General features: G+C 43.5%; 20 protein-coding genes. All 20 read right to left on the reverse strand.

Features of this window, described 5'->3' with window-relative positions; translation table 11 throughout:
* Nucleotides 1-17: 17 nt before the first annotated feature.
* Nucleotides 18-1,154 carry a DegT/DnrJ/EryC1/StrS family aminotransferase gene (locus QUA04_RS08360; protein ID WP_333255611.1) on the reverse strand — a complete coding sequence of 379 codons (1,137 nt, stop codon included), beginning with the start codon at nt 1,152-1,154 and terminating at the stop codon, nt 18-20.
* 309 nt (nt 1,155-1,463) lie between these two features.
* Nucleotides 1,464-2,216 (reverse strand): class I SAM-dependent methyltransferase, encoded by a 753-nt coding sequence (locus QUA04_RS08365; RefSeq protein WP_333255613.1) that lies wholly within the window; start codon nt 2,214-2,216, stop codon nt 1,464-1,466.
* A gap of 48 nt (nt 2,217-2,264) precedes the next feature.
* Nucleotides 2,265-3,125 carry a hypothetical protein gene (locus QUA04_RS08370; protein ID WP_333255615.1) on the reverse strand — a complete coding sequence of 287 codons (861 nt, stop codon included), beginning with the start codon at nt 3,123-3,125 and terminating at the stop codon, nt 2,265-2,267.
* Nucleotides 3,126-3,177: 52 nt separating this feature from the next.
* Nucleotides 3,178-4,248, reverse strand: a complete 1,071-nt coding sequence (locus tag QUA04_RS08375; RefSeq protein ID WP_333255617.1) for a GNAT family N-acetyltransferase — start codon at nt 4,246-4,248, stop codon at nt 3,178-3,180.
* 7 nt (nt 4,249-4,255) lie between these two features.
* Nucleotides 4,256-5,068, reverse strand: a complete 813-nt coding sequence (locus tag QUA04_RS08380; protein WP_333255618.1) for a glycosyltransferase family A protein — start codon at nt 5,066-5,068, stop codon at nt 4,256-4,258.
* Nucleotides 5,069-5,419: 351 nt separating this feature from the next.
* Nucleotides 5,420-6,496: a GNAT family N-acetyltransferase gene (locus QUA04_RS08385; protein WP_333255620.1), complete on the reverse strand. Its 1,077-nt coding sequence runs from the start codon at nt 6,494-6,496 to the stop codon at nt 5,420-5,422.
* A gap of 5 nt (nt 6,497-6,501) precedes the next feature.
* Nucleotides 6,502-7,374, reverse strand: coding sequence for a phytanoyl-CoA dioxygenase family protein (locus QUA04_RS08390; protein ID WP_333255623.1), 873 nt, complete (start codon nt 7,372-7,374; stop codon nt 6,502-6,504).
* Nucleotides 7,375-7,391: 17 nt separating this feature from the next.
* On the reverse strand, nt 7,392-8,489 hold the full coding sequence (locus tag QUA04_RS08395; RefSeq protein ID WP_333255625.1) for a DegT/DnrJ/EryC1/StrS aminotransferase family protein: 1,098 nt from the start codon (nt 8,487-8,489) through the stop codon (nt 7,392-7,394).
* A 13-nt stretch (nt 8,490-8,502) separates the two neighbouring features.
* On the reverse strand, nt 8,503-9,156 hold the full coding sequence (locus tag QUA04_RS08400; protein WP_333255627.1) for a sugar transferase: 654 nt from the start codon (nt 9,154-9,156) through the stop codon (nt 8,503-8,505).
* A gap of 260 nt (nt 9,157-9,416) precedes the next feature.
* Nucleotides 9,417-10,019 carry a hypothetical protein gene (locus tag QUA04_RS08405; RefSeq protein WP_333255629.1) on the reverse strand — a complete coding sequence of 201 codons (603 nt, stop codon included), beginning with the start codon at nt 10,017-10,019 and terminating at the stop codon, nt 9,417-9,419.
* 10 nt (nt 10,020-10,029) lie between these two features.
* Nucleotides 10,030-11,169, reverse strand: coding sequence for a glycosyltransferase family 4 protein (locus QUA04_RS08410; RefSeq protein ID WP_333255631.1), 1,140 nt, complete (start codon nt 11,167-11,169; stop codon nt 10,030-10,032).
* Nucleotides 11,162-11,500 (reverse strand): hypothetical protein, encoded by a 339-nt coding sequence (locus QUA04_RS08415; protein ID WP_333255633.1) that lies wholly within the window; start codon nt 11,498-11,500, stop codon nt 11,162-11,164. Before QUA04_RS08415 ends, QUA04_RS08410 begins: the two co-directional genes overlap by 8 nt.
* Nucleotides 11,501-11,542: 42 nt before the next feature.
* A complete protein-coding gene (locus tag QUA04_RS08420) occupies nt 11,543-12,730 on the reverse strand; it encodes a glycosyltransferase family 4 protein (protein WP_333255635.1) in 1,188 nt (395 codons plus the stop codon).
* A gap of 21 nt (nt 12,731-12,751) precedes the next feature.
* Nucleotides 12,752-13,891 (reverse strand): glycosyltransferase family 4 protein, encoded by a 1,140-nt coding sequence (locus QUA04_RS08425; RefSeq protein ID WP_333255637.1) that lies wholly within the window; start codon nt 13,889-13,891, stop codon nt 12,752-12,754.
* A 63-nt stretch (nt 13,892-13,954) separates the two neighbouring features.
* Complete coding sequence (locus QUA04_RS08430; RefSeq protein ID WP_333255639.1) at nt 13,955-15,514, reverse strand: O-antigen polymerase; 1,560 nt, start codon at nt 15,512-15,514, stop codon at nt 13,955-13,957.
* Nucleotides 15,511-16,707: a glycosyltransferase family 1 protein gene (locus tag QUA04_RS08435; protein ID WP_333255642.1), complete on the reverse strand. Its 1,197-nt coding sequence runs from the start codon at nt 16,705-16,707 to the stop codon at nt 15,511-15,513. The genes QUA04_RS08430 and QUA04_RS08435 overlap by 4 nt, the downstream gene beginning before the upstream one ends.
* A 9-nt stretch (nt 16,708-16,716) precedes the next feature.
* Nucleotides 16,717-18,639: a glycosyl hydrolase family 28 protein gene (locus tag QUA04_RS08440; protein ID WP_333255644.1), complete on the reverse strand. Its 1,923-nt coding sequence runs from the start codon at nt 18,637-18,639 to the stop codon at nt 16,717-16,719.
* Nucleotides 18,629-19,408, reverse strand: coding sequence for a class I SAM-dependent methyltransferase (locus QUA04_RS08445; protein ID WP_333255646.1), 780 nt, complete (start codon nt 19,406-19,408; stop codon nt 18,629-18,631). The genes QUA04_RS08440 and QUA04_RS08445 overlap by 11 nt, the downstream gene beginning before the upstream one ends.
* A gap of 44 nt (nt 19,409-19,452) precedes the next feature.
* Nucleotides 19,453-20,769, reverse strand: a complete 1,317-nt coding sequence (locus QUA04_RS08450; protein ID WP_333255648.1) for an oligosaccharide flippase family protein — start codon at nt 20,767-20,769, stop codon at nt 19,453-19,455.
* A 79-nt stretch (nt 20,770-20,848) separates the two neighbouring features.
* Nucleotides 20,849-23,626: a polysaccharide biosynthesis protein gene (locus QUA04_RS08455; RefSeq protein WP_333255650.1), complete on the reverse strand. Its 2,778-nt coding sequence runs from the start codon at nt 23,624-23,626 to the stop codon at nt 20,849-20,851.
* Nucleotides 23,627-24,161 lie beyond the last annotated feature (535 nt).

A 24,161-nucleotide genomic window follows, 5' to 3' on the forward strand; every position in this document is an offset into this window, starting at 1 on the left:
AACTTCCTTCGGCTATATTATCGATGTTCTTTGTGAATTTGGGCGATCGCACTTGTCACCCGCTCTAAATCTTCATCAGTTAAATTAGAGCCAGAAGGCAAGCAAAGTCCGTACTCAAATAACTCTTGGGCCACCGCACCTTCAATACATTCGCAATCAGCAAATACTGGCTGTAAATGTAAAGGTTTCCAAACCGGACGAGCTTCTATTTTCTCTTGAGCCAGTGCTAAACGAACTTGTTCTCTATCTGCACCGAAAGCGGCAGGATCGATTGTTAAACAAGTCAGCCAGCGAGTAGATTTTCCAAAAGCAGCTTCCGGCATAAATTCAATTCCCGGCAAGTTTCCTAAAGCTTGTTTGTAAAAGTCAAAATTCCGTCGTCTCGCTTCAACTCGCTCTTCCAAAACCCGTAGTTGACCGCGACCAATTCCCGCCAAAACATTGCTGAGACGATAATTGTAGCCAATTTCTGAATGTTGGTAATGAGGAGCGGGATCGCGGGCTTGTGTCGCCAAAAAACGAGCTTTTTCTACAATTTTTTGGTCATCGGAAACTAACATTCCGCCGCCGGAAGTGGTGATAATTTTATTGCCGTTGAATGAGAAAATGCCGATTTTACCAAAGCTTCCAGGCGATCGGCTTTTATAGCTAGCCCCTAGAGATTCGGCCGCATCTTCTATTAGCGGAATTTCATACGCATTGCAAGCTTCTAGAATTGGGTCGATATCGCAACTTTGACCGTAGAGGTGTACGATCACAACAGCTTTGGGTAATTTACCAATTTTTGCTCGTTTGTCAAGTGCTTCTCGGAACAAATCGGGGTTGAGATTCCAAGAAGTGCGATCGCTATCAATAAAAACAGGTTTTGCGCCAAGATAAGTAATCGGGCTAGCAGTTGCAATAAAAGTCAGAGTGGAGCAAAAAACCTCATCTCCCGAACCCACACCAATCAATTGTAAAGCCAAATGCAAAGCTGCGGTACCGGAACTAACAGCCGCTGCGTGTTTAGCGCCAACTACTTCGCAGAATTCTTGCTCGAAAGCGTCTACATGGGGGCCAACAGGGGCGATCCAGTTGGTATCAAAGGCTTCTTTGACGAACTCCTGTTCCAGTGAACCCATGTGAGGTGTTGAAAGGAGAATTTGTTTTTTCATCTTATCTTCAGTTTCTTTCAGATTAGGCAATAAAATAAACCAGGGGTTGAATCCCCTGGCCCATAGCTTAAGTCCTTTTTAAAGAACTATCAAAAATCTTTATTCAGTTTTAATAAACGAACTGCTACCCGATCCCACTGCTAGGTTTGCGATCGTCGTCAAGCACACCTGTGAATTCTGCTGGGGATGTAATATAGCCTTCTTGGTTAATTCCGTCTCTTTTCACGACTTTCAATACTGTCAAAAACAGAATTTTTAATTAAAACCACGTTTTATGAAGCTTTGTTGATACCATAATTTGTTTGGTCATCATTTTTTGCAGACAAAATAGATGGCCCCTTTAATGGGTTGCTCGCTCATTGCTGCGAGGGAATCGCACATTATTCCTTGGATAATCTGCTCCCGAGAAGCAATAGCAGCCACCTTAAAGCCTACTTCTGTTAAATCCTGGTAAGCCTCCTGAAGCTTGTACCTATACAAGTAGGGACTACTGTCCAAAAATATAGCGCCGCCACCTGTTTTTAATGGAGTATATTGCACAGAGCGACTCGATCCAATCAACTTCCTGATGAGATACAAATACATCAGATATAACTGGTACATAACTCCTCCCGTTCTCGTCTCAAAACTGATGAACGAAAATATAGCTGTACCTCCAACTCTGAGAATGCGGTAAGCCTCCTTCACAGCCTTGACCCTGCCGGTCTCATCATCTATTGAGGAAATAAGTTGCTGCAAATAGAGTATCTGATCGAAACTAGAGTCTTCGTAGTTTAAGCAGGTTGCATCTTGGACTTCAAAACAAATACTGCCACTCGTGTCTCTTTGTTTAGCTCTTTCGATAAATGCCGGCACGAAATCATAGCCATAAAGAGAGGTAAAACCCAAATTTTTCATTTCTCCTAAGATTCTTCCACCCCCTGTTCCAGCTTCCAGCGTTTTTAATCCAGGATATAAATACTTTTGGATGACATAGTTTTCGTCCGGATATAGACCAGTTCTCTCTGACCATTCATCAAATCCTTCAGTGCTGTAAAATTCCTTAGACTTGACTACTGGCATAAAACTTTTACCTCTTTTTTAGTTAAAAAAACAACCGCAGGCACAGTGTTATTCGCGTCCGGTTAAGCGATAATATTTATGCGGGTATCGCGATCGGATGAATTGCCCTATCATTTCATTCATCTCTATCTTGGTAGGAATATGTTTGGCTGGGAAGCCCATGCCCTCCTTAAACACACACAGTGCTGAGTCTTCTCGCGAATGCAGACCGTAGACAACTTCATGGATACTGCCAGAACGGCGACAAGCCTGTACAAATTCAAAAGCCAGTCCAATGCCAATATAGCTTGAAAATGCCTCGGTCGCAATCTTAACATCCTGAATGTACGCAGTCCCGCTGACGGCGTATCCACTAATATAGCCGCCTAGCTTACCGTCAAGTAGACCTGCTAGAAACAACTGATACGCGACATTAGAATCAGCAGAGAGACTTGCTAGATAGTCCTCTTTTGAGGGCAATTTTGCATAAGCTGTTCGCTGGTTTGAGGAGAAAATAACTTCATATCCCTGCTCTTGCAACAGTGCTAAACCAGTTAACTGTACAATCCTAGACCGCTTGTAGCATCTTCGCAAATGATTTCTGCGATTCGATCCTAAACTCTGCAAATCGTAGTCGGCAACATTGGTCAATAAGTGTATAGGTATTGACCCGTTTGCTACTACGCTATCATCCTCGCACAGTGCAGTTCGGAATCCCCAGGACAATACAGTTGGAGACGTTGCTTGTTGAGCACTTAAGCGAGCCATCCAATGCAATGGCTCGTAAAAGCCAAAAGCAGTTTCTCGCCAGTAGCGATCGCGGTGGCAAATAACCTTCGTTCCTTGGGAACGCTGCCAGTTGGCTAATTCTGCTTCTGTCATTACAGGCACCACTGCTTCAGAAACATCTCGCGTTTGTTCTTCGCTCATTTAGATCGAATTGATAGAGGACTAATTGAAAATCGACAGCAATAACCCTAAATTAGGAAGAACGGTAGGCAGGAAAGAAATCTGTATTTAGGAGTTTTTCAGCCTCCTTATTTAAAGACTTAGCCCGCAATTTAACCAGATGGCGATATTTTTCTTCATCTATAATTAAGCGCAGCGTCAGAAAGGTGTGCCTCTGGTTAGAAAAACCCACTTTAAAATGATATAGACTATCTTTGGCACCTCCCACACCACCACCTAGATGCAAAAATGCGTTGCCTCTTTCTTTAGCCCAGAAGCGAATATAATCGAACATCAACTTGCTGGGTGCTTGTTTAAAAAACTCCTTGCTGGTTCCTCCCAAGTGATATTGAATTATTCCACAACACTCGGTAAATATTCCACAACAAGTGACTTGCCCCTCTAATTCTACCCTACACAAGTGGACTTTTTCACCTAATCTATATAAATGCGAAAAGTATTCCTCATCAAAATAGTACGATCGCCCAGCCCCTACCCGATCCATTGTTTCATGGTAAATTGAAATAAACTCGCTGATATACTCCTGAAATGGAACCATTTTTGCTGTCATCCCAGAGCGCTTTAACTTATTAATACTGGTGCGGTACTCTCGTCTAGTTTGAATCCATATTTCCGCTTCGGAGAGTTTCAAATTAACAGATACAGTTTCTCCATTTACGTGGCAATTATCAGGAGAGAGAAATTTTTGGAAGCCGCTGTTAAGTATGGGATGCAGCCGAAAGAATGCCGAACACACCTTCTTGGCAAGCAATGCAGAGATTAACTGATTGATTGCCAAATCTAAAAACTCTTTCGTACTAGCTGCCTTCTCACTCAACAGAATTCCCGGATAACCATAAGGGGAGACAGCATCAAAAACTTGTTTTATGGTTAAGCTTTGGTCAAATATGTCATTACACTGACGCAACAAATAAGGCAGAAAAAATATTTTGTCATCTTCCGCTATCAAAATAGCTTCTGCTCGGGCGTTGTTCCTAATAGACTCTAAATATAGATATTCAGGTAAATGATAAATATCGTGGCGAAGTTTTTGCAGAGTCTCTAACCACAAAGAGTCTGATAAACCAATTACTTGAATCTTCATTTAGTTGCTAATTGCTTCCACCACAAGGATACAAACCAAATTCATCAGCGATCGGCTTACTCAAAAATACCAATCTATACTTAAAAATCTTTTTAATGAGAGAGCCAATACCTTGCATCAAATTTGTCTTGAGAATCTGTGACGTTATTTGTTTGTTGGCTAAAATATTTTCACCATTTTCAATGGTGTAAACAGCTCCCACAAAGGGTAAAGGTTGGATATTGGCACCCGGTAACACATTAAAGGTACAATCATACCAATCAGGATTTTCAAAAACCAGCTTATGCAAAGCATACTTAATAATCACCGAGCTGCCACAGGTCTGATTAAAAGTTTTAGTGTTCATGTAAAGAATTTTACTTTTTTCTCGATAGATGTATCCTTTTCTGAACGCCCAACCATCACCATCCTGATGTTTATCGACATACTCAGCGAGGTGTTTACTGACACAATCATCACAATCTACCACCATAATATGTGAAGGCTGAAATTGTTGACTAAAGTCTATTCCCGTTAAAATCTTTCGGGATTTGTCTGCATTTTTCATGGCAATTTCTTTGCTATGGAAAGCATATTCATAACCCTTCAGCCGTTCTTGTTCGGTTTCCTTGTAAATAGGTACTGGAAAATCAACCTCAACATAGTAAAGATGAGGATGTTGAAACTGAATATTCGGTCTCTCGTTACAAACCACAACAACTCGGAAATTAGGTGATGTTTGGTTACAAGCAGACTTAACGCATCGTTCAACTAATTTAGAGAGGATTTCCCATGAATTAGTAATTTCTTTACTCTTGACCGGCATAATAAAGACAAGCATGAATATTTCCTCGTATTTCAGTGTTTTAGACTTTGTTAAAACAATTTTCCTGAGTCTATCAAGCATCATTTGATAGCTCGACGCTCACCTCATCTCGCACTTGGCACTCGTTGTCTTGAAGTTAATTTTTTCACAAAAATAGGCAACATAGTGTTATTATAAACGCCTAAAAAGAAGCTGTCAAGGTTACGAGCTATAAATTTTTATCTAAATTCAATATCGTTGATTGCTCAAAACTCTTACCCCAAGGATTTTGGGCATTTTTTGATAAAAATTAGCACCCTAAGTACGCAATACCCGAATTTGTTTGAGCATGACTTCTAACCAGGCTTATTTACTACGAGCTTGCTGTTATGGTAAAGCACGATAGGCAGGGAAAAACCCTGAATTGAGCAGTGTTGCAGAATCCGTCTCCAAAGCGCTTGCCCGCAATTCAACGAGATGATAATATGTTTCTTCATCTGTAATCAGACGCATTGTAAAAAAAAGATGCCTTTGTTCAGAAAACCCCGACTTGAATATATAGAGACTATCTTGATTCGATCCTCCTACGCCACCTCCCATGTGAAAAAACTCATTGCCTCGTTCTTGAGACCAGTATCTGCCGTAATCAAATACTAAACTAAAAGGAGACTCGCTCAAAAACTCGGTTTTGCTTCCACCGAGGTGAGCCTGAACTATCCCACCGCATTCCAGAAACAAGCAAGCACTGGCAATTTGATCTTCTTTTTCTACAAGGCATAAATGAAGGCCATCGCCTAATTTTGATAAATCTTCAAAATAACTGCGTCCAAAATAATAAGATTGACTGGCTTCAACGCGGCCCATAGTCTCTTCATAAATGGCCAGAAATTCATTGATATATTCTAAATAAGGGACTATTCTTGTCGTCAACCCCAATCGCTTGCACTTATTAATGGTACTTTTATGACCTTTTCTAGTACGCGATTTAATTTGAGCAGCAGAAAGTTTTAAATCAACGGATACTGTGATGCCATTGTCAGTGACTGTACCGGGTTTAAATATTTGATTTATGTTGTCGTTGAGGATGGGATGAAGCCGAAAAAAAGCGGAACATATATTCTTGCTCCTGAACACCCGCTTCAACTCTTCGATCGCCGAATCTGGAAACCCAGGCGTGCTAGCTGCTGCCTCACTTAATAAAATTCCGGGATACCCGTAGGGGGAAACCGCATCAAAAATTCCCTGTGCGGTTGATTTTGTGGGAAGTATATCATCGCATTGACGCAGCAAATAAGGCAGGAAAAAAATCTTTGCGCCATCAACCATCAAAAAAGCTTCAGGAGTTGTCTTAGTTCTTTTTGCTTCGATCCGGAAATATTCAGGCAAGTGATAGGTATCGTGGCGCACTTTTTGCAATGTTTCCTGCCACAAGGGGTTTAATAAATCAATAATTTGAACGTTCATTTGTCTTACTCCGACCACACAATGGGAAATATTGCCGGATCGCTGAAATCAGGATTGCCGTTGGGCAATTTACGGCACAAAAGTTCGTTAGGAATGTGAACTTCTTCTCCTTTTTGGTTCCAAAAAGGCCTATATTGGTTGGCTTCGTCCTGTAGGTGGATTGCCATTGCCAAGCGGAAGACATTGCTGGTGTTGGGGTAGCTGCCGTGAATTGTCCAACAGTGATGAAAGCTGATTTGACCTTTCTTTAAAATCATTGGCAATTTCAGGACTTTTCGTCCTTCTCGGTGAAATTTATCTTCAATTTCTTCAAGGTTTGGGTTGTTGAAGGAGCGCATATTTCCGAGTCCAGGCCACTTGTTGCTACCATCGAAAACGGCGATCGGCCCCAGAGACTCATCGCAGTCTTGGAAAGGTATCCAAGCAGTAAGTAAGTTGTCGGAGGTACAGGTAGACCAGTAAGCGCGATCGACGTGCCAGCCGATGGTGGTTTTGGTGCTTTTGGGTGGTTTACAGATGATTTGGTCGTCTAGAATGCGAATTTGTTTGGTTCTGGCGAGTCGTGCGGCGATCGCGCCAATAATTGGCTGAAGGGCAAATTTTCGCAGCAGCTTGCTTTGCAAGGAAATGAATTCGTTATTGCGCGTAACGTCCCCATCTTCCGGCTTCCAGTTGCAGTATCCGCCACTGAGGGGAAGTACCGCATCTCGTTCTCCCCGGTAGAACTTTTCGCAGCCAAGGATTCCCTCTTCAATCATTTCATCGGGGATGACTTTTTTTGATATGTACCAGCCGTGTTCTTCGTAAAAAGCAACATCTTCTTCTGTGGGTAAAAGAGCTATCTGTTCTGCGGTCAGATGTTGGGTAAAAATCGCCATTTTTGATTTACTCCTGACTAATAACTAGCGCTTGGTTGCAGTTGGGAAAATTCAGCAAATTTTGCTGCTACTTGCTCAATATCGTTGTAGGAGTAACGATGATCTGTGGGAACAGTCAGCAGGCGATTTGATAAATCGAAGGCCTTCGGATCGTTACCAGATAATTTCTCTGGCGGTTGAGGCCAATGAACAGGAGCGAAAATGTTTTTACTTATCAAAAATCGGCGCAGTTCTTCCCTAATTTGATGATTTTTACAGAGTAAGATGCTATTAAAGGGAACCGAACCGGAAGACCAATTTGTAAATAGAGGTTGGTAACTTTCCTGTTGATTTTTTAATAGCATATCTAAAAAATCTTTAACGTTGGTTGCCCGCTGTTGCCTCATTTTGGAAATTTTTAAACTTAAGAGTATGTTATTTGTGAGGGTGGAAATAGACCGATCGCCATCATTGATTAGATGCTCCTCTCCTTCCATTTGCAGGATTCGATAGCTATCTTTGGAAATATCCGCACCCATCAAATACGCTCGCTTTAGCAGCATAGCGGTGAGTTTTTGGGCGGCTGCCGATGATTCCGGTTTAGAAGGTCGAGGCAGTTCCATTTTTTGCCCAGACCAAATCATCGCTCCGTCTGGAATCGGCAGTGTTTTACGCAGCGATGCCATTGCGTAATGAGCGGTAGTTTGCTGCGCCCAAAGTGAGAAAGGATCGTGGCTGTGGTCTTCAATTAAGATAATATCTTGATTTTGAGTCAGCCAATTTTGCCAAGATTTTCCTTCTTTCACGCCAAACAAATTAACTGCCAATACTAAATCACCCGGTAAGGGGCCAAGGGAGTTAAAATCTGGGATTGGTTCGGTGGGTAAATCGCGATACCAACACAGCTCGAAAACTTTACTGATTTTGGCTGCAAGTTCCATGCAGTAATATGTCGGTAAATGCAGCCTTAATCGACGTTCGCCATCGCCTTTCAAAAAACGCTCAATAGCCAATAGAATGCCCGTAGCTGTTGAAAAGAGTTCGTATTTTTCGGGGAATAAATTTTCCGATGATGATGGTGTCAAGGCATCATCCGACCAATCAAATTCTGAGCCTACTTCCCATCTTGCTATCATTGATTTTAATGCCTCATTCATTACCTTTAAACTCTTCACCCGTAGCCTGGCCTGCTTGACTAATTTCTTTTTGTCCCAAGACTTTCCCGACTGTTAGGAAAAGTATTTTTAAATCTAATGACAGACTCCAATTATCGACATACCAAACATCGAGCCTGAATTTCTCGGGCCAATTTCCATCTAGAAGTCGGCGACCATTTACCTGGGCCCAACCGGTGATTCCGGGCATAACATCGTGGCGGCGTGCTTGTTCTGGACTGTAGCGTTCTAGATATCGTACTAATAAGGGGCGAGGCCCAACAAAGCTCATGTCGCCTTTGAGAACGTTCAATAGTTGAGGGAGTTCATCCAGACTTGTTTTGCGAAGAAATTGACCGAGGGGTATGAGACGCTGTTCGTCGGGCAGCAAATTGCCATCAGCGTCGCAATCGCTTGTCATAGTGCGAAACTTGTAGAAATTGAAAACGCGACCGTTTTTACCGGGACGGGGCTGGCAGAAAAAGATTGGCCCGCCCATGCGGATGTAAATGGCGATCGCGATAATTAATATCGCGGGAGAGAGAATTAAAAGGGCGATCGCAGCCACTAATCTATCTAATACTGCCTTGACCTGTCTGCTGTATTTATTACTGCTGAAACTCTTGGTAGACGCAACTTCTGAATTCATGAGCACCATCCTGTTCATTGACTATTGAAAATTTTGGGAATTTCCATGAACTTCACTCTCTTTGTTGGATAAAAAAGATAGGACTACCCGATGTGATCCAAATCGATATAGCTATCAGTGCCATTGGTACTGATAGAATTATTCAACCTAAGAGCGCAACTGTTAAGTCAAAAAAACGTTTGCAGATTTCCCAGTACATAGTGCAATCCTCCCTGAAAATCTTGCATTTGAAATAACATAAGTATCCACAACCTAATAATTTATTGCATCATTTCTGCTGCAACAGGATTCAGATTTCCCCCCAATGCTAGGAAAGAGTTCCCATAGTGTGTTAATTCCATCAGCAAAGGCAAAGGGTCGTGCCAGCGAAAGTCATCGTATGTGCGCGGGCGATCGCCAAACAGTATCCGTCCCGCCGAACCCAGGGGAGCCAGACCTTTTCCTGTGCGGAATTCAGCTACACCTGCTATAATCTCACCTATCGACAAACTGGCAACTGATTGTAACAAATGTTTAAAACAATCCGAATCTGGGTCACCTTTCGTTAACATAGTTACCAGCCCTCTGGGAAAATTAAACCCATTCTGCACAGCCAGATTCAGTGCTCTCCAAAAGCCGGGATTCATCTCAATAAGATAGGCACCAGAAAGCTGAGAATCGACAATAAAGTCAAAATGTCCAATCCCTTTCCAGTTCAGTGCTTTTGCCATCTTTTGAGTATAGTCGTGCAGCAGCGGAAGTTCGCACGGTTCGCGCAGTACGCTGGTGCCAAATCCTGCTTCTTTTTCAAATCCAGCGCGGCAGAGGCTTTCTGCGACGATGTAAGCTGTGCGACACCATCTATAAGTAATTAAAATTCGCATTATATTCCTGTCAGATTGGTACAGCTTCGGCATACAGTTCTTCGTGCATTTTTATGATTTGCTGCAAATCGCAAGCAGCCATGCGCTCGCGTCCCCGTTTGCCCATTTCTCGCACCTCTTCAGGACGATCCAACATCCAAGCCATTGCCTTAGCAAATCCGTCTATATCCCCCACCTCAAAGAGAAGGCCACAGCCGGATTCTAACAATTCTTGAGTCCCGCGAATCTTAGTAGCGATCGCCGGAATTTCCAGCGACAAAGATTCCATAATACTTCTAGGCAATCCCTCCTGTTCCGAAGCCAGCAGCGTCGCCACAGAAGCTCGCATTAAAGTCGGAATGTCTCGGCGGTTTCCGAGAAAATGTACCTGATTTTTCACATCCAAATCCGATGCCAATTGGTGCATTTGGGCCAGCATCGGGCCGTCTCCAGCAAAAGCCAAATGAACATTAGATCGAGCCAGTTTAGCAAATGCCTTTAAGACATCCTGCGGGTGCTTGCGGGGAATGAATTCCATCGCGGATAGAAACAGTTGATTTTCCCCGTTTAGCCCCATTTCGTGACGCACTTGCTCGACATCAGCTTCAGAAACAGCATCGGGACTGTAGCGATCGAGATCCACTCCAATTCCCGGCATATAGCGGACTTTTTCAGGGGGAAGAATTTCGTAGCGTTTTGCTGCTGATTCATCCTCGCGATTAATCGTAACTAAATAATCAGTCCAAGGTCCAGCGAGCTTTTCCAAATTCAGAAAAACAGCATTCTTTAACGGTTTACCTAGAGGATGGAAATGAAAGCCGTGAGCCGTATATATTACCTGAAATTTACGCTGCTTTTTCAAATCTTTGAGGGCGTATCTAGCAACAAAAGCAGCGACCGGCGTATGTACATGAATTATGTCATATTGTTCTGTTTTTACAACCTCTCGAATCACTCGCGGAGCAACTAAAAAATTTCTGGGATCTAGAGGATTGCGCGACCATTCTACATCCCAGACGCGATCGAAGGCTTGCAAACATTCAGCATTGTCTGAAATTCCGCAAGCCATTGCATCCACTCGCCAACCCGCAGCGCGGAAGCGATCGGCAAAAGGCAGTAAAAAAGCGCGGATAGTTGCTGGAATAGTAGTGACAATTAGAAGACTATTCATGCTTGCTACTCTCAGTTGAAGTAATGGGTTTAGCTTCAGCGCTCAGGATCGATCCTTTTCCCAAAAGCGATCCAGCCAATCCCAGCATCTTCACCGTCAAATTAGGTGCATAAGGTACGACAGAAGTTCCCATGTAGGAGGTAGAAATCCAGGTGGGAGTTAAATAGAAACAGCGGTAAAGCTCCTTTTCAGGTCTAGCTAAATCCCTGCGGTCTACCCAAGTAAAGGTACATTCCCGGCAGCGCCAGACCTTAAAAAAAGCTCCAAATTGCCCACGTTCTCGGATATTATTATATTTGCACAAAGTAAAATTTGTTGTTGCGATAGCCATAAAAACTACACCTCATTACACCTGACAAAAATCGAGTTTACCCTAGTTTTTTTGCTTCAACCAAGTTTCAGTCATCTCTCGCACGTAGCGGTAAAATTCATTCCGCTGTTCGCGGAGCACTTCATCTGTGTATTCTTTGGCTTTTTCCAAATTGCGAGCCGACATCCGAGTCATGCGCTCCGGGTCAGTCACTACCTCGCGAATTTTAGTTGCCAAAGCTGTTACATTGCCGGGGAAAACCATATCTTCCGGGGGTAACAGTTCCGGGATGCCTCCTACTGTAGAGCCAATACAAGGCAATGCCCGTGCCATTGCTTCCACCATCGCTTTGGGCAAGCCTTCTTGGTGGGATGGCAGGACAAAAAGATCTGCCAAATCTAACTGCTGGCATACAGCTTCGCTGGTGGGTAACAAGCCTTGGAAACTAACTCGCTGCCCCAAACCCAATGTTGCACATCGCGCTTCCAGTTCTGCCCGATACTGTCCGTCCCCTACTACAATCAACTTGATGTCCAATCCCTCTTGCACGCAGACAGCAATAGCTTCAATCAGCACGTCGGGTGCTTTATATAGTTGAGCCAAAGAGCCTACAAAAATCAGGGTACAAGTGCCCGCCTCACGTCGCGGACGAGGTTTAGAAACCACTGCCTCATCGGGAAGCTGTACGTCTGATATGCCCACCGAAAAGTTGGGGCAAGGATACCGTCGCTGGAGAGCTTTTTTTGTGACATAAGCCGCCGCCACCGCCCCAGCACACTCCTGCTTAAGTACGCGGGGGAACCACCAGCGGAAGAGGGGGCGCAAGGGGTGTCTGACAGAGCCTAGTGCAAAGCTGTCGTAAGGATCACCAACAACTTCAACACCATAGGGTCTTCCCGATGGTAATGAATGCAAGACTTCTGTGCCAATAGTACAGGGTATGCGTAACAGTATCGCTTCAGCATCAAGGGCTACCCCGTTTACAGCTTTTCTGATATTCGCGTAATTTTTGATAAACTCCCAAGGACCTATGAAATAGGGAACTGGCACCGCCTTAATTCCCGGTCCAGAAACCAAATTCCATCCCGCTGGCGGTTCAGAGTGAAATTTAGCCCGCGTCATTAGATGCACCTCATCAAATACCTCTAAATACCGGGCCCACAAGTAATAGCGCAGTGAGGCATTGGGAGTCCACAAGTTTCCATCGCTGGTAATAGCAAAGCGGGCGCTAGCTGTAACTAATACTTTCATTTTCGGTTCCTCAAAATTAATTTAGGTGAAAGAGTTGTAAATATCTAGTAATCTTTTGGCACTTACCTCTGTTGAGTAGTTGTCCTCGATCCAAGTACGTCCTGAATTTTTCATCTGCTGAGCGTAGGAAAAATCCTTGATGAGCGCGATCGCAGATGCAGCCATACCTTCGATATCTCCTACTTCTTTCAAGAACCCTGTTTCACCATCTCGCACTGCTTCTGTCAGTCCGGGAATCCTCGATCCTATAACCGGAAGACCGCTAGCATTTGCTTCTAGTGCCACCATCGGGAACCCTTCATGAATTGAGGGGAATAAAAAGATATCGCACTTGCTCATTAACGATGGTACGTCATCTCGCGCGCCCAGCAAACGAACGGCATGAGAAAGACCGCGTTGACTTATAGACTTTTCAATCATTTGTTGCAGAGGACCTGTTCCTACTAAAAGCAATTTTGCAGTGGGGACTTGTTCTAAAATTCGCTGAAAAACTGACAACAATCCCAGGTGATTTTTCTGTTCGATCAAACGTCCTACGTGCAGGATGATGGGCGTATCCGCCTCCCAGCCAAAACTTTTACGCAACTGGGCAGACTCTTCATCGGTTGCTAATTCAGGTATATTGACACCGTAGTACAAAATCCTAGAGCGTGTTTGCAGTTTTTTACCATCAGGATCGAGACTGTTAATTACACCCTGAGAACAACCCGTTACCAGCTCCGAATTACGGAGTGCATAACCAATACTAATAACCGAGTAAACTGAGCGCATTTGTCGGATGATAGGAAGCCGCGTAAACGAGGTTTGGGCCCCAAAGTGAGTGTTGTGAAATGAAGTAATCACTGGAATTTGCACTTGATGAGCCACCCATACAGGAAAACCGCTATAAGCCTCTAAATGGTTATGAAGTATATCGTATTTCCCCTCTTTCAGAGTACGTTGCAATTTCGCAGCGAAACCAACATGAGCCGGACCTAACGGACAAGAAATCACTTTAGCACCCGCTTGCTCTGCAAGGCTAGCAAGTGGGCCTATATCCGTTCCTTTGCAACAGACATCCATCTGGTATTTACCTCTAGGGATTTCTCGCAGCATAGAGATTAACCAAGTTTCAATTCCCCCTCTATTCAAACTTGTGATTAAATGAAGAACCCTTATCATAATTCCGACTCCTCTAACCGATTACAACTTATAAAAATCGTGAAAACTATCATTTTCGCTATTCTAATCTTGGAATTTAGAATGAATATTGGGAGCCAAGTACTGTTGAGTATCTGGTGATGAAAACCTGCTTTTATCTTCACAATCGATAACTTTTATTTTAGAGCTGCTCCAAAGCACTAAAACTGGAAATCCAGCATTCTTAAAGAGAAAGAATATATCGTTATCAAGGTCGCTGACCAGAACTATAAAACAAAAATTGACCATCATGGGCAACAATACTAACCGGATATCTGAAGAGTCCCATGTCACCAGGCAACGTTTAACGCGCCCTACAATAATGCCCAAAACAATAAAAGTAAACGGAACTGGCAGGGGACCAAAGTTGAGCATTGTTTCGCCGGCAAGTCCGTAAACCTTAGATGCAACCCATTTCCCAGGCTCTTGAGGATTGTAAGAACCCATACCAGACATGACATTAGTTCCTTCCATAGATTTGTTAGGCGGTTTATTCGGTAAAATAGCTCCCGGTATTAGGATAGTAGTTGCAGCAAAATAAGTTCTGCCCCACGCATATTCATAATCACTATTGTAACGAACTATGCGGTATAGCACGAAGGCTTGAACATCACTCCGTCCCAAGTCTCCCAACAGTAAACCTTTCCAACTTCTACCTGACTTTTCTTCTGCAGCAGAACGATCTTCTAAAGCGTTTTGAAAGCCGTCTATACCCCCCCCCTTAAAAAATCCATAAAAATACATAAAAAATACCAAAAGAACCAAGCCAACAGCAATTTCTTTTTTAGAAACTTTTCGCAACCAGAAATGAATGATACCTAACGCCCAAAAAAGTGCCCATATAGTGTTAGCACGACTGCCACGAAGTCCTCCAAAAAACATTTGCAGAACAAAAAATACGATTAAAACTCCTATCAATACCGGCAAAGTTCGCAGTCGTTTGTACTTTTGAGCATAGACGGCAAACCCAATTAATGCCAAAATAGGAAAGCTTTCTGAGACTAGGAATAATATGCCCATACCTTGGAATTGGTTTGACTCTGTATCATTAGATGTGGCAGCATTGATGTAGGCCATCACGCCACCAAATTTTTGGTAAGTAAATACCTGTAGCACAGCAGAAATCAATAGGGCGATACTAATAAATAGTGGAAACCGTTTCGGGTCAATTGTCCTAATTTTTTTCCGATTTAACTGATGCTTGTTGGGTAGGGAGGCACGACTTCGCGAAAGGCGATATATGCAAATACCAAAAAAATTTAAGAGGGCCATATACCCTAGCCAAGGCCGCCAGTCGGAAGGAGGAGTATACCAAGGTTCTACCCAAGCATCCCACCTAACGTGGAGAAGAGGAGCTAAGAAAAAGAAATGGAAACCAAGTAAACCAAGAATGCCAACTGGATCGAAGATGTTCAAGCGCCCCCTAAACCAATCAACAGCATCAATACCAATTAAAATTCCACTTAATGTAACAGGAATGACAAACCAGTGGAAAAACTGCTCCGACCTAGGCAGAAATTCTGCTAGGATTAAGATGGAGAGAAAAAATGAAATGAAACAACTATTTTTGTATGCAGCTTGGCGACGGAATATTGGCTCGATCATACAACAATATCCTCCCTAGTAAATTGAGATTGATAAATACTTTCTAACTGCTTTACAGATGTCTCAATATTAAATGGGCTAGTTTCCACCTGCGCCAAGGCATCAGACTGAGTAATAGTCGAACGCATTTCTCGCTGCTGTAAAACAACTCGAACCCACTCTGAAACTGGTTGTGATAGGGATATTCGTTGCACCAGAGGCTTGATCACATCTGCCTCCTCTGGAACAACATTGGAAAAGATACAGGGTAGCCCCGCTGCTTGTGCTTCAATTAATACTAAGCCTAGTCCTTCGTGAAGGGATGGAAATAGAAACACATCCATAACACCTCGCATTAGCTGGGGTACATCAGGTCGGACACCTGCAAAGATGACGTGATCGCTCAAACCTAGCTGCAACACTTTTTGCTCAATGTTGGGTCGGAGTGAACCTTCACCCACTAGCAGCAGTCGCATTTTTGGTTCGTGCTTGGCAACTTCCGCGGCGATTTCTAAGAGAAATACATGGTTTTTTTGCTCTACAAATCTGCCAACGTGACCAATCACAAAGGCATCACTGGGGATACCCAATTCACTCCGCAGGGGAACGGGATCGATGCGATCGCGGAGTGGATTCAGATTAATGCCATAGAAAAGGATTTGCCAGCGCGGATCGCTTTGCCAATCTAAACCAAAAAGGTTTGCTGCTGCTTTGTTGCTGCATCCCAAACCAAGGGAAGCATAGTGGGAAATCCACCTTTTTGTCAAAGTTAGATACCCGCGTCGATACCATGCTGCTCGATACTCAACTGCGGAGGTATCATTATGGCTGTGGGCAATACAGATGCCTACACCTAGCTGCTTTGCTAAACGGAGAACGTAACCGCTAAAGTGATGGACGTGACTGTGAACGATGTCGTATGGCCCGTATTCCTTGAGGATGCGCCGGAAATTAGCTGCATAAGTCCAGAGTTTGCTGATATGAAGGCAGGGGATAATTTTACTGCCGCTCGCGCGAATTTCGTCATCGTAAGCGCACGGTTTTGTCGTGTGAACCAGGAAGTCCATCTGGAAGCGATCGCGATCGATGTGTCGCAAAATGTGCATGAGCCAGGTTTCGATTCCACCTCGATCCATTGCTCCTACGACATGGAGAATTCTGATTGAATTTCGATCGATTTGGTTAATATACGGATAATTGCTCACTTTAGTCATTCACTTTAATTAATTGCGAAAGTTGCGAATGTTTACTGCTGCATGGAAATCCTGGTCCAGCATATAATCAGTGCTATTTGGCAGGTTCTCAAGAGATAGAAAAACAGTCTTGAGTCCTTTTTGCTGATTTTTCGGCTTGGGAAGAATAGCGATCGCAGCCTCGGAAGCACCTGCTGGAATTGTCACCGCCTCAGGAATAGTTTGGTAATCTGTTCCATTTTTAGCTGTTCCTCGAATCGTGTAATTCACCGTTAATTCTTTACTCGTGTCACCTGTGCGAGTGACGCGAAATAGTCCGGTTTCGCCCCGTGCAGATGCATACAACTTTATCACGGAAATGTTAACAATGGTAGGATTGCTGCTGGTAAACTTCAAATCAACATATTGATTTGCAATGTCAAAATTGGCATCTTTTGAATTAACAGTCAATTTACCTCCAATATACAAATTGTCAAAGATTACATTGCTGATGTTGCGCTGCGAATCATAGCCCTCAAAAACAGAACTTGTGCCGCCTCGGTCGTCTGCTTTTAGATTATAGACATAGACATTTCTGATGTAACCCAAATTATTAGGAGAGGAAGTGGCTTCCCATGAAGCTACCAGAATCCGCCACTGAAACAGAGCCGCTGAACCCCAGCCTTTTGGGGCATCCAGAATCTCTTCAACCCTAATATTCTTGAAGTATATATTTTCAAAATTCGCGCCTGTTACAGGCCAGAAACCTGACAGTTCATCTGCATACACTACATCTATATTCTCGTAAGTAATATTGCGGACGAAATCTTGTGCTAAGCTTGTACCTATTTTGAAACCGCCACCTGCATAAAATACAGAATTTACGACATTAATATTTTCATTGTCTTTGATATAACTCTTTTTGTCACCACCGTGAGATGTAGCATCATCTGTACCTAGATAAAGAATATTTTCAACCGTTATGTTTCTTGATGACCAAAAATCAAAGCCATCTGTATTGATAAAATCTTTGGGATCGGCCAAGATTTTTACGTTGTATATTTGCCAATTTTCTAAATGTGACATCCAGACATTGGCTACACACGGATCTAGGATGATAATATCCTGAACCAGCACATTATTACTCTTCTCTCCCAAAATTAAACTGTACCATCCTCCGCGAGGACGCCAGTAAGAGCCATTGCCTTTTATAGCTCCGCGTCCCATGATTTTTACATTGTTGACGTTTTCCATAGATATTAACCCCTGCCCGTAGGAAGGGTTAATTTCTTTGGTTGCTTCCAGCACAGCACCTCCCGCTAAATATATGGTCATATTGCTCTTGAGATTGAGCTGTTTAATTTTGTAGATGCCAGGAGGGAAATAAAGCACGCCAAGTTTTGCTGAAACGTCGTTTATGGCTTGTTGAATAATTGTTGTCGCATCGCTTTTACCTGTGCGGTCAACACCGTAGTCTATGATATTTTTCACATTGGGCTGACCGAGCTCCGGCGGGCTATCTTCCAAAGGATCTGCGAAAATAAACAATTTTTCCTCTAACGCATTTACTTGATGGAGGATCATTTTTCTGGGTACGGCGAGCGAAAAAGAAATTTTATTGTCGGTGTTTGTTGATTTGAGATTGTACCGCTTCGGACTCAAAGTATATTTTTTAATATTTTCTTTAGCGGTAATCTCAATATTAGCTATCCCTGCAAAAGTGAAGTGCACGTAACTCAACGAGTTGTATTTTTCTGCCACTATAGGCTGACCATTTACTGTTACTGAATATGTACTGCTTGGTTGGGATAATTTTGATATGGGGTATGTGATGAGTATATTGTCATTGCTGGTAATAGACCAAGTATTAACCGCCAAGATAAGTGGCACTGCTAAGCAGATAAGCACTAGCAAACTGCCAATACTTTTGAGTCGAACCCAGCTATCATAAATTAATATTTTGCTAGTTTTCATCAGGCAAAAAAGCGAAATCTTGCAAAAAAATACCAACTTTACGCAAAAATCGGTAAAGATTGTAAAAAAAAGGATAATTTAGGAATTGTGCAGCTCGTTCTTTTCTAGCGCTACGATTGTTATACTGGCTTGGTAAATGTTTGTCTTTTACTGCTTGAATATCTAATACATAGGCTGGCTTATCCTGCAAAACCCAGTATCCAGGGTAAAGAAATAAAGATGGAAGAGGAGCGGAAACATCGGCCCACTTATGAAAATCAACCTTGCCTGAAAATGGAGTAAACAAGCTTTGAATTTTTGTAATTTCTCCCAGGATAAAATTTTTAGTTCCGTGAAAATGAATGGGTACGTTCATTAGCACTCGGCCCTGTGACTTGCAGACACGAAAACACTGGTAAAGTCCCCATTGAAGTGAACAGCCATACTCGCCCCAATGTTCCATTGTTTGATTTCCAATCACTAGATCGAAGTATTCATCGGGAAAAGATAAATCTGCTAAATTTTCAATTCTAGTGGCAGCCGTTTTTTTGCCAAAATATTCTGGATCAGTATCTATTCCTTCGTAATCTGCCCCTACGTTTTGGCAATATTTTTTGATAAGATCCCACGAACCGCAGCCAATATCTAAAACGCGCATACCAGGCTCAATTAAACTGAGATAGTCTTCGACAATGGGAATCATGCAAGCTCCTAATGGCGGTGGCGGGATTTCTCTACCTAGGATCTCGCTAGCTTTTGTATATGCAGAACATTGGTTATTTACTAACATCCGACACTCTGAACATTTAGGCATAACTTTCTACTTCTTATTTTTTAGCTCCGAACAACGTGTAACTTGTGCAGTGCATGAATGAGAACTCCGACAGTGATACTAACTTGAACGATCGCCCCAACGATCAGCGCGATCGCCGCCCCTCGGACTCCCTGCGTTGGAATTAACCAGAAACAAGCGATCGCAGAACTCCCAGTTACCAAAACAAACAAAGGCATTTGCACCCGAAAGTATCTAGCCGCCGTCATCCCGTAACCCAAAAAGGAAGAAACGTAACCTATACCCGCAGCCACCATCAGCCACGCGAACAAATCTGCCCGCTCAGCATATTCCGGTTTATAGAGTAAAGTTAGGATTTCCCGGCCGGCAACAACAGCGACAAAAACGCCTCCGGCACCTAACATCAAGCCAACCCCCACCAGCTTGAGCAAAAGTGTGCGGAAAGCGGTGCTATTTCCAGCGGCATAATATTTTGCCAGACGCGGACTAGCCGATTCCGCTAGCGCACTCACAACCATACTCCCAACCACCATCAGGTAAGACATGGCAGCGAAAATGCCCAGTTCGCGTTCGCCCAAATACCGCTCGATAAAGTATCGAGGAATATTAGTATTCAGCGAAATCAACATCATCACAAAACCCAGAGGTAAAGCCAGCCAAACTAACTTGCTCAAAGTTTTTCGGTGCCAGCGCGGGTACAAGGGATTGTGGCTGTTTGCAGGTTGAGCATCGGCAACTAATAAATCTGCTTCCTCTTTCGGATGCGAAGAACTATTTAAAATTAATCTACCATTGCGAATCTCCCAGCCGAATAGGACTAAACCCCACGCAACTGCTAATCCGATCGCTCCCCCTACAACACTCCCAGTCAGAGAAACTCCGATGCCTAAAAGTAACAGCGATAACGGGCCTTTAATCATTAGGGCGATCGCTATTCGATCCATCCGTTCGTGTTGTTGAATCAGTCCGTAAAACACGTCGCTGATCGACTCAAATGCTTTCGCCAGTGCGATCGCCAAAATCACCAGCGAAGTCTCCCACCGATATCCAGCTTTGAGCGTAATTCCCGCAATTATCAAGAGTGCTAACCCCGTTCCAATTAACCTCAGACCCAGATAATCGCTAAAAACATACTCCCCTTTCGCATCTGTCGCTTGGATACCTCGCAGTTGCAGATTAGTAAACATGATAACAGGGGCTGTCACCGCCAAACCCAAGGTAAATTGACCAACCATTTCAGGACTGCCCAATTTAGCAAGCAACACCAACATCCCCCACTGGGAAGCCGCATAAACGAGATTGCCAGTGAAAGTCCAGGAAAAATTACGGCGTAATGTTAGGGGTTTCAACTGTTGCATGAGTAGCTAATTACCTGCTTGCTAATTGGTTAATTCTCACTCGTGTATTCCCATTTCAAACTTATTCACAAATGCCCCATTAATTATTAACAGCCATAGCTCTCATCAATTTCCCTACCGCGGCGCATTCTACAGGCTGCGAGAAAAAGTATCCCTGTCCGTAGACGCACTTCAGAGCTTTGAGTTCAGCTATTTGCCATCTCGTTTCTACTCCTGTGGCAATCATACCCATACCTAAATCCTGAGTTATGGCAATAATTTTCTGGAGAATTTCTAAGTTCGGGTTGCTAGCATCCAGACCGCTGACTAAAGAGCAATCTAGCTTCAAACTGTCGAATTTCCCATACTTCAGCCGCGTCAATTGGTAGAGGTGAGTTAATGATACATCACTGAGACCGCAGTGGTCTATTTGTACTTGCAACCCTAAAGTTTTAAGTTTGAGAAAAACAGACCCCGACAACTCGGAATTTTCCGTCACAACATATTCAGGAATTTCTAACCTCAAACTAGAAGCATCGAGATTTGTTTCTTTCAATATTTTGGCAATCGTCTCGATTAAGTCAGCTTGGAAAAACTGTTTGCTAGTCAGATTCACGCTGACTGTTAGGGGAGTATTAACGCGAAATTGCGAGTGCCAAATCCGCATCTGGCTGCAAGCTTGCCGCAGCACCCACTCGCCAATAGGAACAATTAAGCCCGTTTCTTCTGCGGCTGGTAGGAATTCGTCAGGCCAAAGCAAACCTCGAGTCGGGTGCTGCCAGCGCAACAGCGCTTCAAAAGCACTTATCTGATTAGTTTCCAGGCAGACGATCGGCTGATAGTAAATCCGAAAATCCTCATTGGCAAGAGCCACCCGCAAATCATTCTCCAACTTAACTGATGCTGCATTGCTAATCTTTGCCGGAGCGGTTGTTTCTTTGGCTGTATTGGCGTGCAAATTGGCGGTTGAATACCCTGGTACATACTCAGGCACTAGCTGCTGTAGCATTGAGACAATTAAATTCGTATCATTGCGATCGCCCGCTTGACAAAGGGCTTCTACTTCCTGGTCAATATTTTCTTTCACTAGGCGGCTGGCATTGCCGAGACTCAGAATTTTTTCGTGTTTAGTGCGGTTGTATTTCTCGCCCGGAATAAACAGTTCTTCAAACAATTTTTCTCCCGGTCGCAGCCCTGTAAACGTGATTTCTATGTCTTTGCCCACTTCATATCCTGAGAGCCGAATCAAATCTTTTGCTAAATCAAAAATTCTGACTGGTTCCCCCATCTCAAGCATGAATACTTCCCCGCCACTGCCGATGACTGCCGCCTGCAAAACCAGTTGAACAGCCTCGGGAATTGTCATGAAATAGCGAGTGATATCTGGATGGGTAATTGTGATCGGCCCGCCCTCAGCAATTTGTCGCTTGAAAGTAGGTACGACACTACCCCGGCTGCCAAGAACATTACCGAAACGAACCACTACAAACGGGTTTTCACTTGTTTTGGCTGCTTGCAGCACCAGCATTTCGGCGACTCTTTTGCTAGCTCCCATAATGCTAGTTGGATTCACCGCTTTGTCGGTGGAAATCATCACAAATTGTTCGACATTGTATTTCAATGCCAGATCCAGCAGATTTTTCGTCCCCCGCACATTGTTAGTAATCGCTTCCGGCGGGTTTAATTCCATCATGGGTACGTGTTTGTGAGCGGCCGCATGAAAAATGATGTCTGGTTTCACTGTTAGAAAAACGTACTCTAAGCGATCGCGAAAGCGAAGATCGGCCATAAAGGCTGTCACGCGAGTAATATCTGTTTGGGTTTGGCTGTTTTTTTTAAGTTCGGACAGGAGTTTTCCTAATTCTTGTTGAATGTTGAATACAGAATTTTCTCCGTGTCCGACGATGATGATTTCCGCAGGAGCGCACTTTAATATTTGCCGACAAAGTTCGCTGCCGATGGAGCCGCCGGCACCGGTAATTAGAACTTTTTTGCCTCCAATCAATCCCAAGACTTTTTGGATATCGGTTTGGATGGGGGCGCGGCGGAGCAAGTCCTCAATCTGTACTTCTCTGAGGCTACCTAAACTGACACGACCGTTAATGATTTCATTGAGGCCGGGGAGGGTGCTGGTTGGAATTCCAATTGACTGGCAAATTTCTACGATTTCCCTAATCTCTTTTCCCGGAGCTGAGGGGATGGCAATCATAACTTTGCCGATATTTAGCGATCGAACTACTTCCGGAATGTTACAGCGATTGCCGACTACAGTCAGTTTGCGAATCTGCTTGCTGATTTTTTTGGGGTCGTCGTCTATGAAAGCGATTGGATCGAGTCCTACCTCTGGGCTCCTCTGCATCGTTTGCATCAGAGATGTGCCTGCACTGCCCGCACCGACTATCAGGATGCGATCGCGTTGCTGAACTTTCCACGGTTTTTGGTGCCATCTTTCCAGGGCTGGAATGCTGAAACGAATGGCCGCCACTAACAAAAAGCTGATGATAGCGTCTAGTAGCGGCAGCGAGCGTGGCAGATTTGCGATCTGGGAATTATTTAGCTGGTAGAGTTGTTGGAACAATATAATTTCCACTGCTAGGGATATACCTATCAGCATCATTATTTGTGTCATTTCTTCCAGACCCGCATACTGCCAGTAACGCTTGTAGAAGCCACCGGCATAAAATACTGCTAGTTTGACTGCTACAAATAATACTGTAACTACCCCTAGACTGTTTAGATAGGGAGCCAGAGTCAATGTATCATCTAAACGAATTGCCAAGGCCAGTAATGGTGCGCTCGCAAAACAAATTGCATCGATTATCAAAAAATGACGGGTTCTTAATCCCACCAACACTTTGCTGATTTTTTTGATCATCATATTCATCACACCCTATTAGACAAAAACTTTACCGCAACTAGATCGAGTACCTAATGCTGAGGTATTTTTTATACCACCCTGTCCCCTGAAATTAATCAACCTTTTAATCGTCGGGCGTCACTCAAGTGATATTCTCATTAAGGAGAGATTATCAAGAATATGTCCTGTATCTTAATTTCCTTTTGGAGATTATTTTTTTTCAGATAAATTTTTATATGCCAGCTTATTGCTGGGTTTATCTTCTCCTACTCTTGGTTCCATCGCCATAATAGTTTACAAATATTTACTTATTTCTTACCAAAATATATTTCTTTAGGTGGATGGCCAATATATGTGTTACAACCATGACAGTGCTTGACTGAAGTGATACAATGGATATCCTCAATAAAGAGTTGATATCATGTCCGGTCGATCAACCATGATATAATCAGGAGGAACACCACCCCCATCAAATAAAGAATGCCAAAACGAATTACGATCGCACCTCATCTGAGTCCAGAAGAGCTACAAGCTCGTTTCCGTCAAGCTAAAACAA

The sequence above is a fragment of the Microcoleus sp. S13_C5 genome, assembly GCF_036700845.1.
Taxonomy (GTDB): Bacteria; Cyanobacteriota; Cyanobacteriia; order Cyanobacteriales; family Microcoleaceae; genus Microcoleus.

Bases quoted from the DNA above. Each gene is read 5' to 3' on its own strand.
- QUA04_RS08360 (WP_333255611.1), bottom strand. From the start codon at position 1,154: ATGAAAAAACAAATTCTCCTTTCAACACCTCACATGGGTTCACTGGAA.
- QUA04_RS08365 (WP_333255613.1), bottom strand. From the start codon at position 2,216: ATGCCAGTAGTCAAGTCTAAGGAATTTTACAGCACTGAAGGATTTGAT.
- QUA04_RS08370 (WP_333255615.1), bottom strand. From the start codon at position 3,125: ATGAGCGAAGAACAAACGCGAGATGTTTCTGAAGCAGTGGTGCCTGTA.
- QUA04_RS08375 (WP_333255617.1), bottom strand. From the start codon at position 4,248: ATGAAGATTCAAGTAATTGGTTTATCAGACTCTTTGTGGTTAGAGACT.
- QUA04_RS08380 (WP_333255618.1), bottom strand. From the start codon at position 5,068: ATGCTTGTCTTTATTATGCCGGTCAAGAGTAAAGAAATTACTAATTCA.
- QUA04_RS08385 (WP_333255620.1), bottom strand. From the start codon at position 6,496: ATGAACGTTCAAATTATTGATTTATTAAACCCCTTGTGGCAGGAAACA.
- QUA04_RS08390 (WP_333255623.1), bottom strand. From the start codon at position 7,374: ATGGCGATTTTTACCCAACATCTGACCGCAGAACAGATAGCTCTTTTA.
- QUA04_RS08395 (WP_333255625.1), bottom strand. From the start codon at position 8,489: ATGATAGCAAGATGGGAAGTAGGCTCAGAATTTGATTGGTCGGATGAT.
- QUA04_RS08400 (WP_333255627.1), bottom strand. From the start codon at position 9,156: ATGAATTCAGAAGTTGCGTCTACCAAGAGTTTCAGCAGTAATAAATAC.
- QUA04_RS08405 (WP_333255629.1), bottom strand. From the start codon at position 10,019: ATGCGAATTTTAATTACTTATAGATGGTGTCGCACAGCTTACATCGTC.
- QUA04_RS08410 (WP_333255631.1), bottom strand. From the start codon at position 11,169: ATGAATAGTCTTCTAATTGTCACTACTATTCCAGCAACTATCCGCGCT.
- QUA04_RS08415 (WP_333255633.1), bottom strand. From the start codon at position 11,500: ATGGCTATCGCAACAACAAATTTTACTTTGTGCAAATATAATAATATC.
- QUA04_RS08420 (WP_333255635.1), bottom strand. From the start codon at position 12,730: ATGAAAGTATTAGTTACAGCTAGCGCCCGCTTTGCTATTACCAGCGAT.
- QUA04_RS08425 (WP_333255637.1), bottom strand. From the start codon at position 13,891: ATGATAAGGGTTCTTCATTTAATCACAAGTTTGAATAGAGGGGGAATT.
- QUA04_RS08430 (WP_333255639.1), bottom strand. From the start codon at position 15,514: ATGATCGAGCCAATATTCCGTCGCCAAGCTGCATACAAAAATAGTTGT.
- QUA04_RS08435 (WP_333255642.1), bottom strand. From the start codon at position 16,707: ATGACTAAAGTGAGCAATTATCCGTATATTAACCAAATCGATCGAAAT.
- QUA04_RS08440 (WP_333255644.1), bottom strand. From the start codon at position 18,639: ATGAAAACTAGCAAAATATTAATTTATGATAGCTGGGTTCGACTCAAA.
- QUA04_RS08445 (WP_333255646.1), bottom strand. From the start codon at position 19,408: ATGTTAGTAAATAACCAATGTTCTGCATATACAAAAGCTAGCGAGATC.
- QUA04_RS08450 (WP_333255648.1), bottom strand. From the start codon at position 20,769: ATGCAACAGTTGAAACCCCTAACATTACGCCGTAATTTTTCCTGGACT.
- QUA04_RS08455 (WP_333255650.1), bottom strand. From the start codon at position 23,626: ATGATGATCAAAAAAATCAGCAAAGTGTTGGTGGGATTAAGAACCCGT.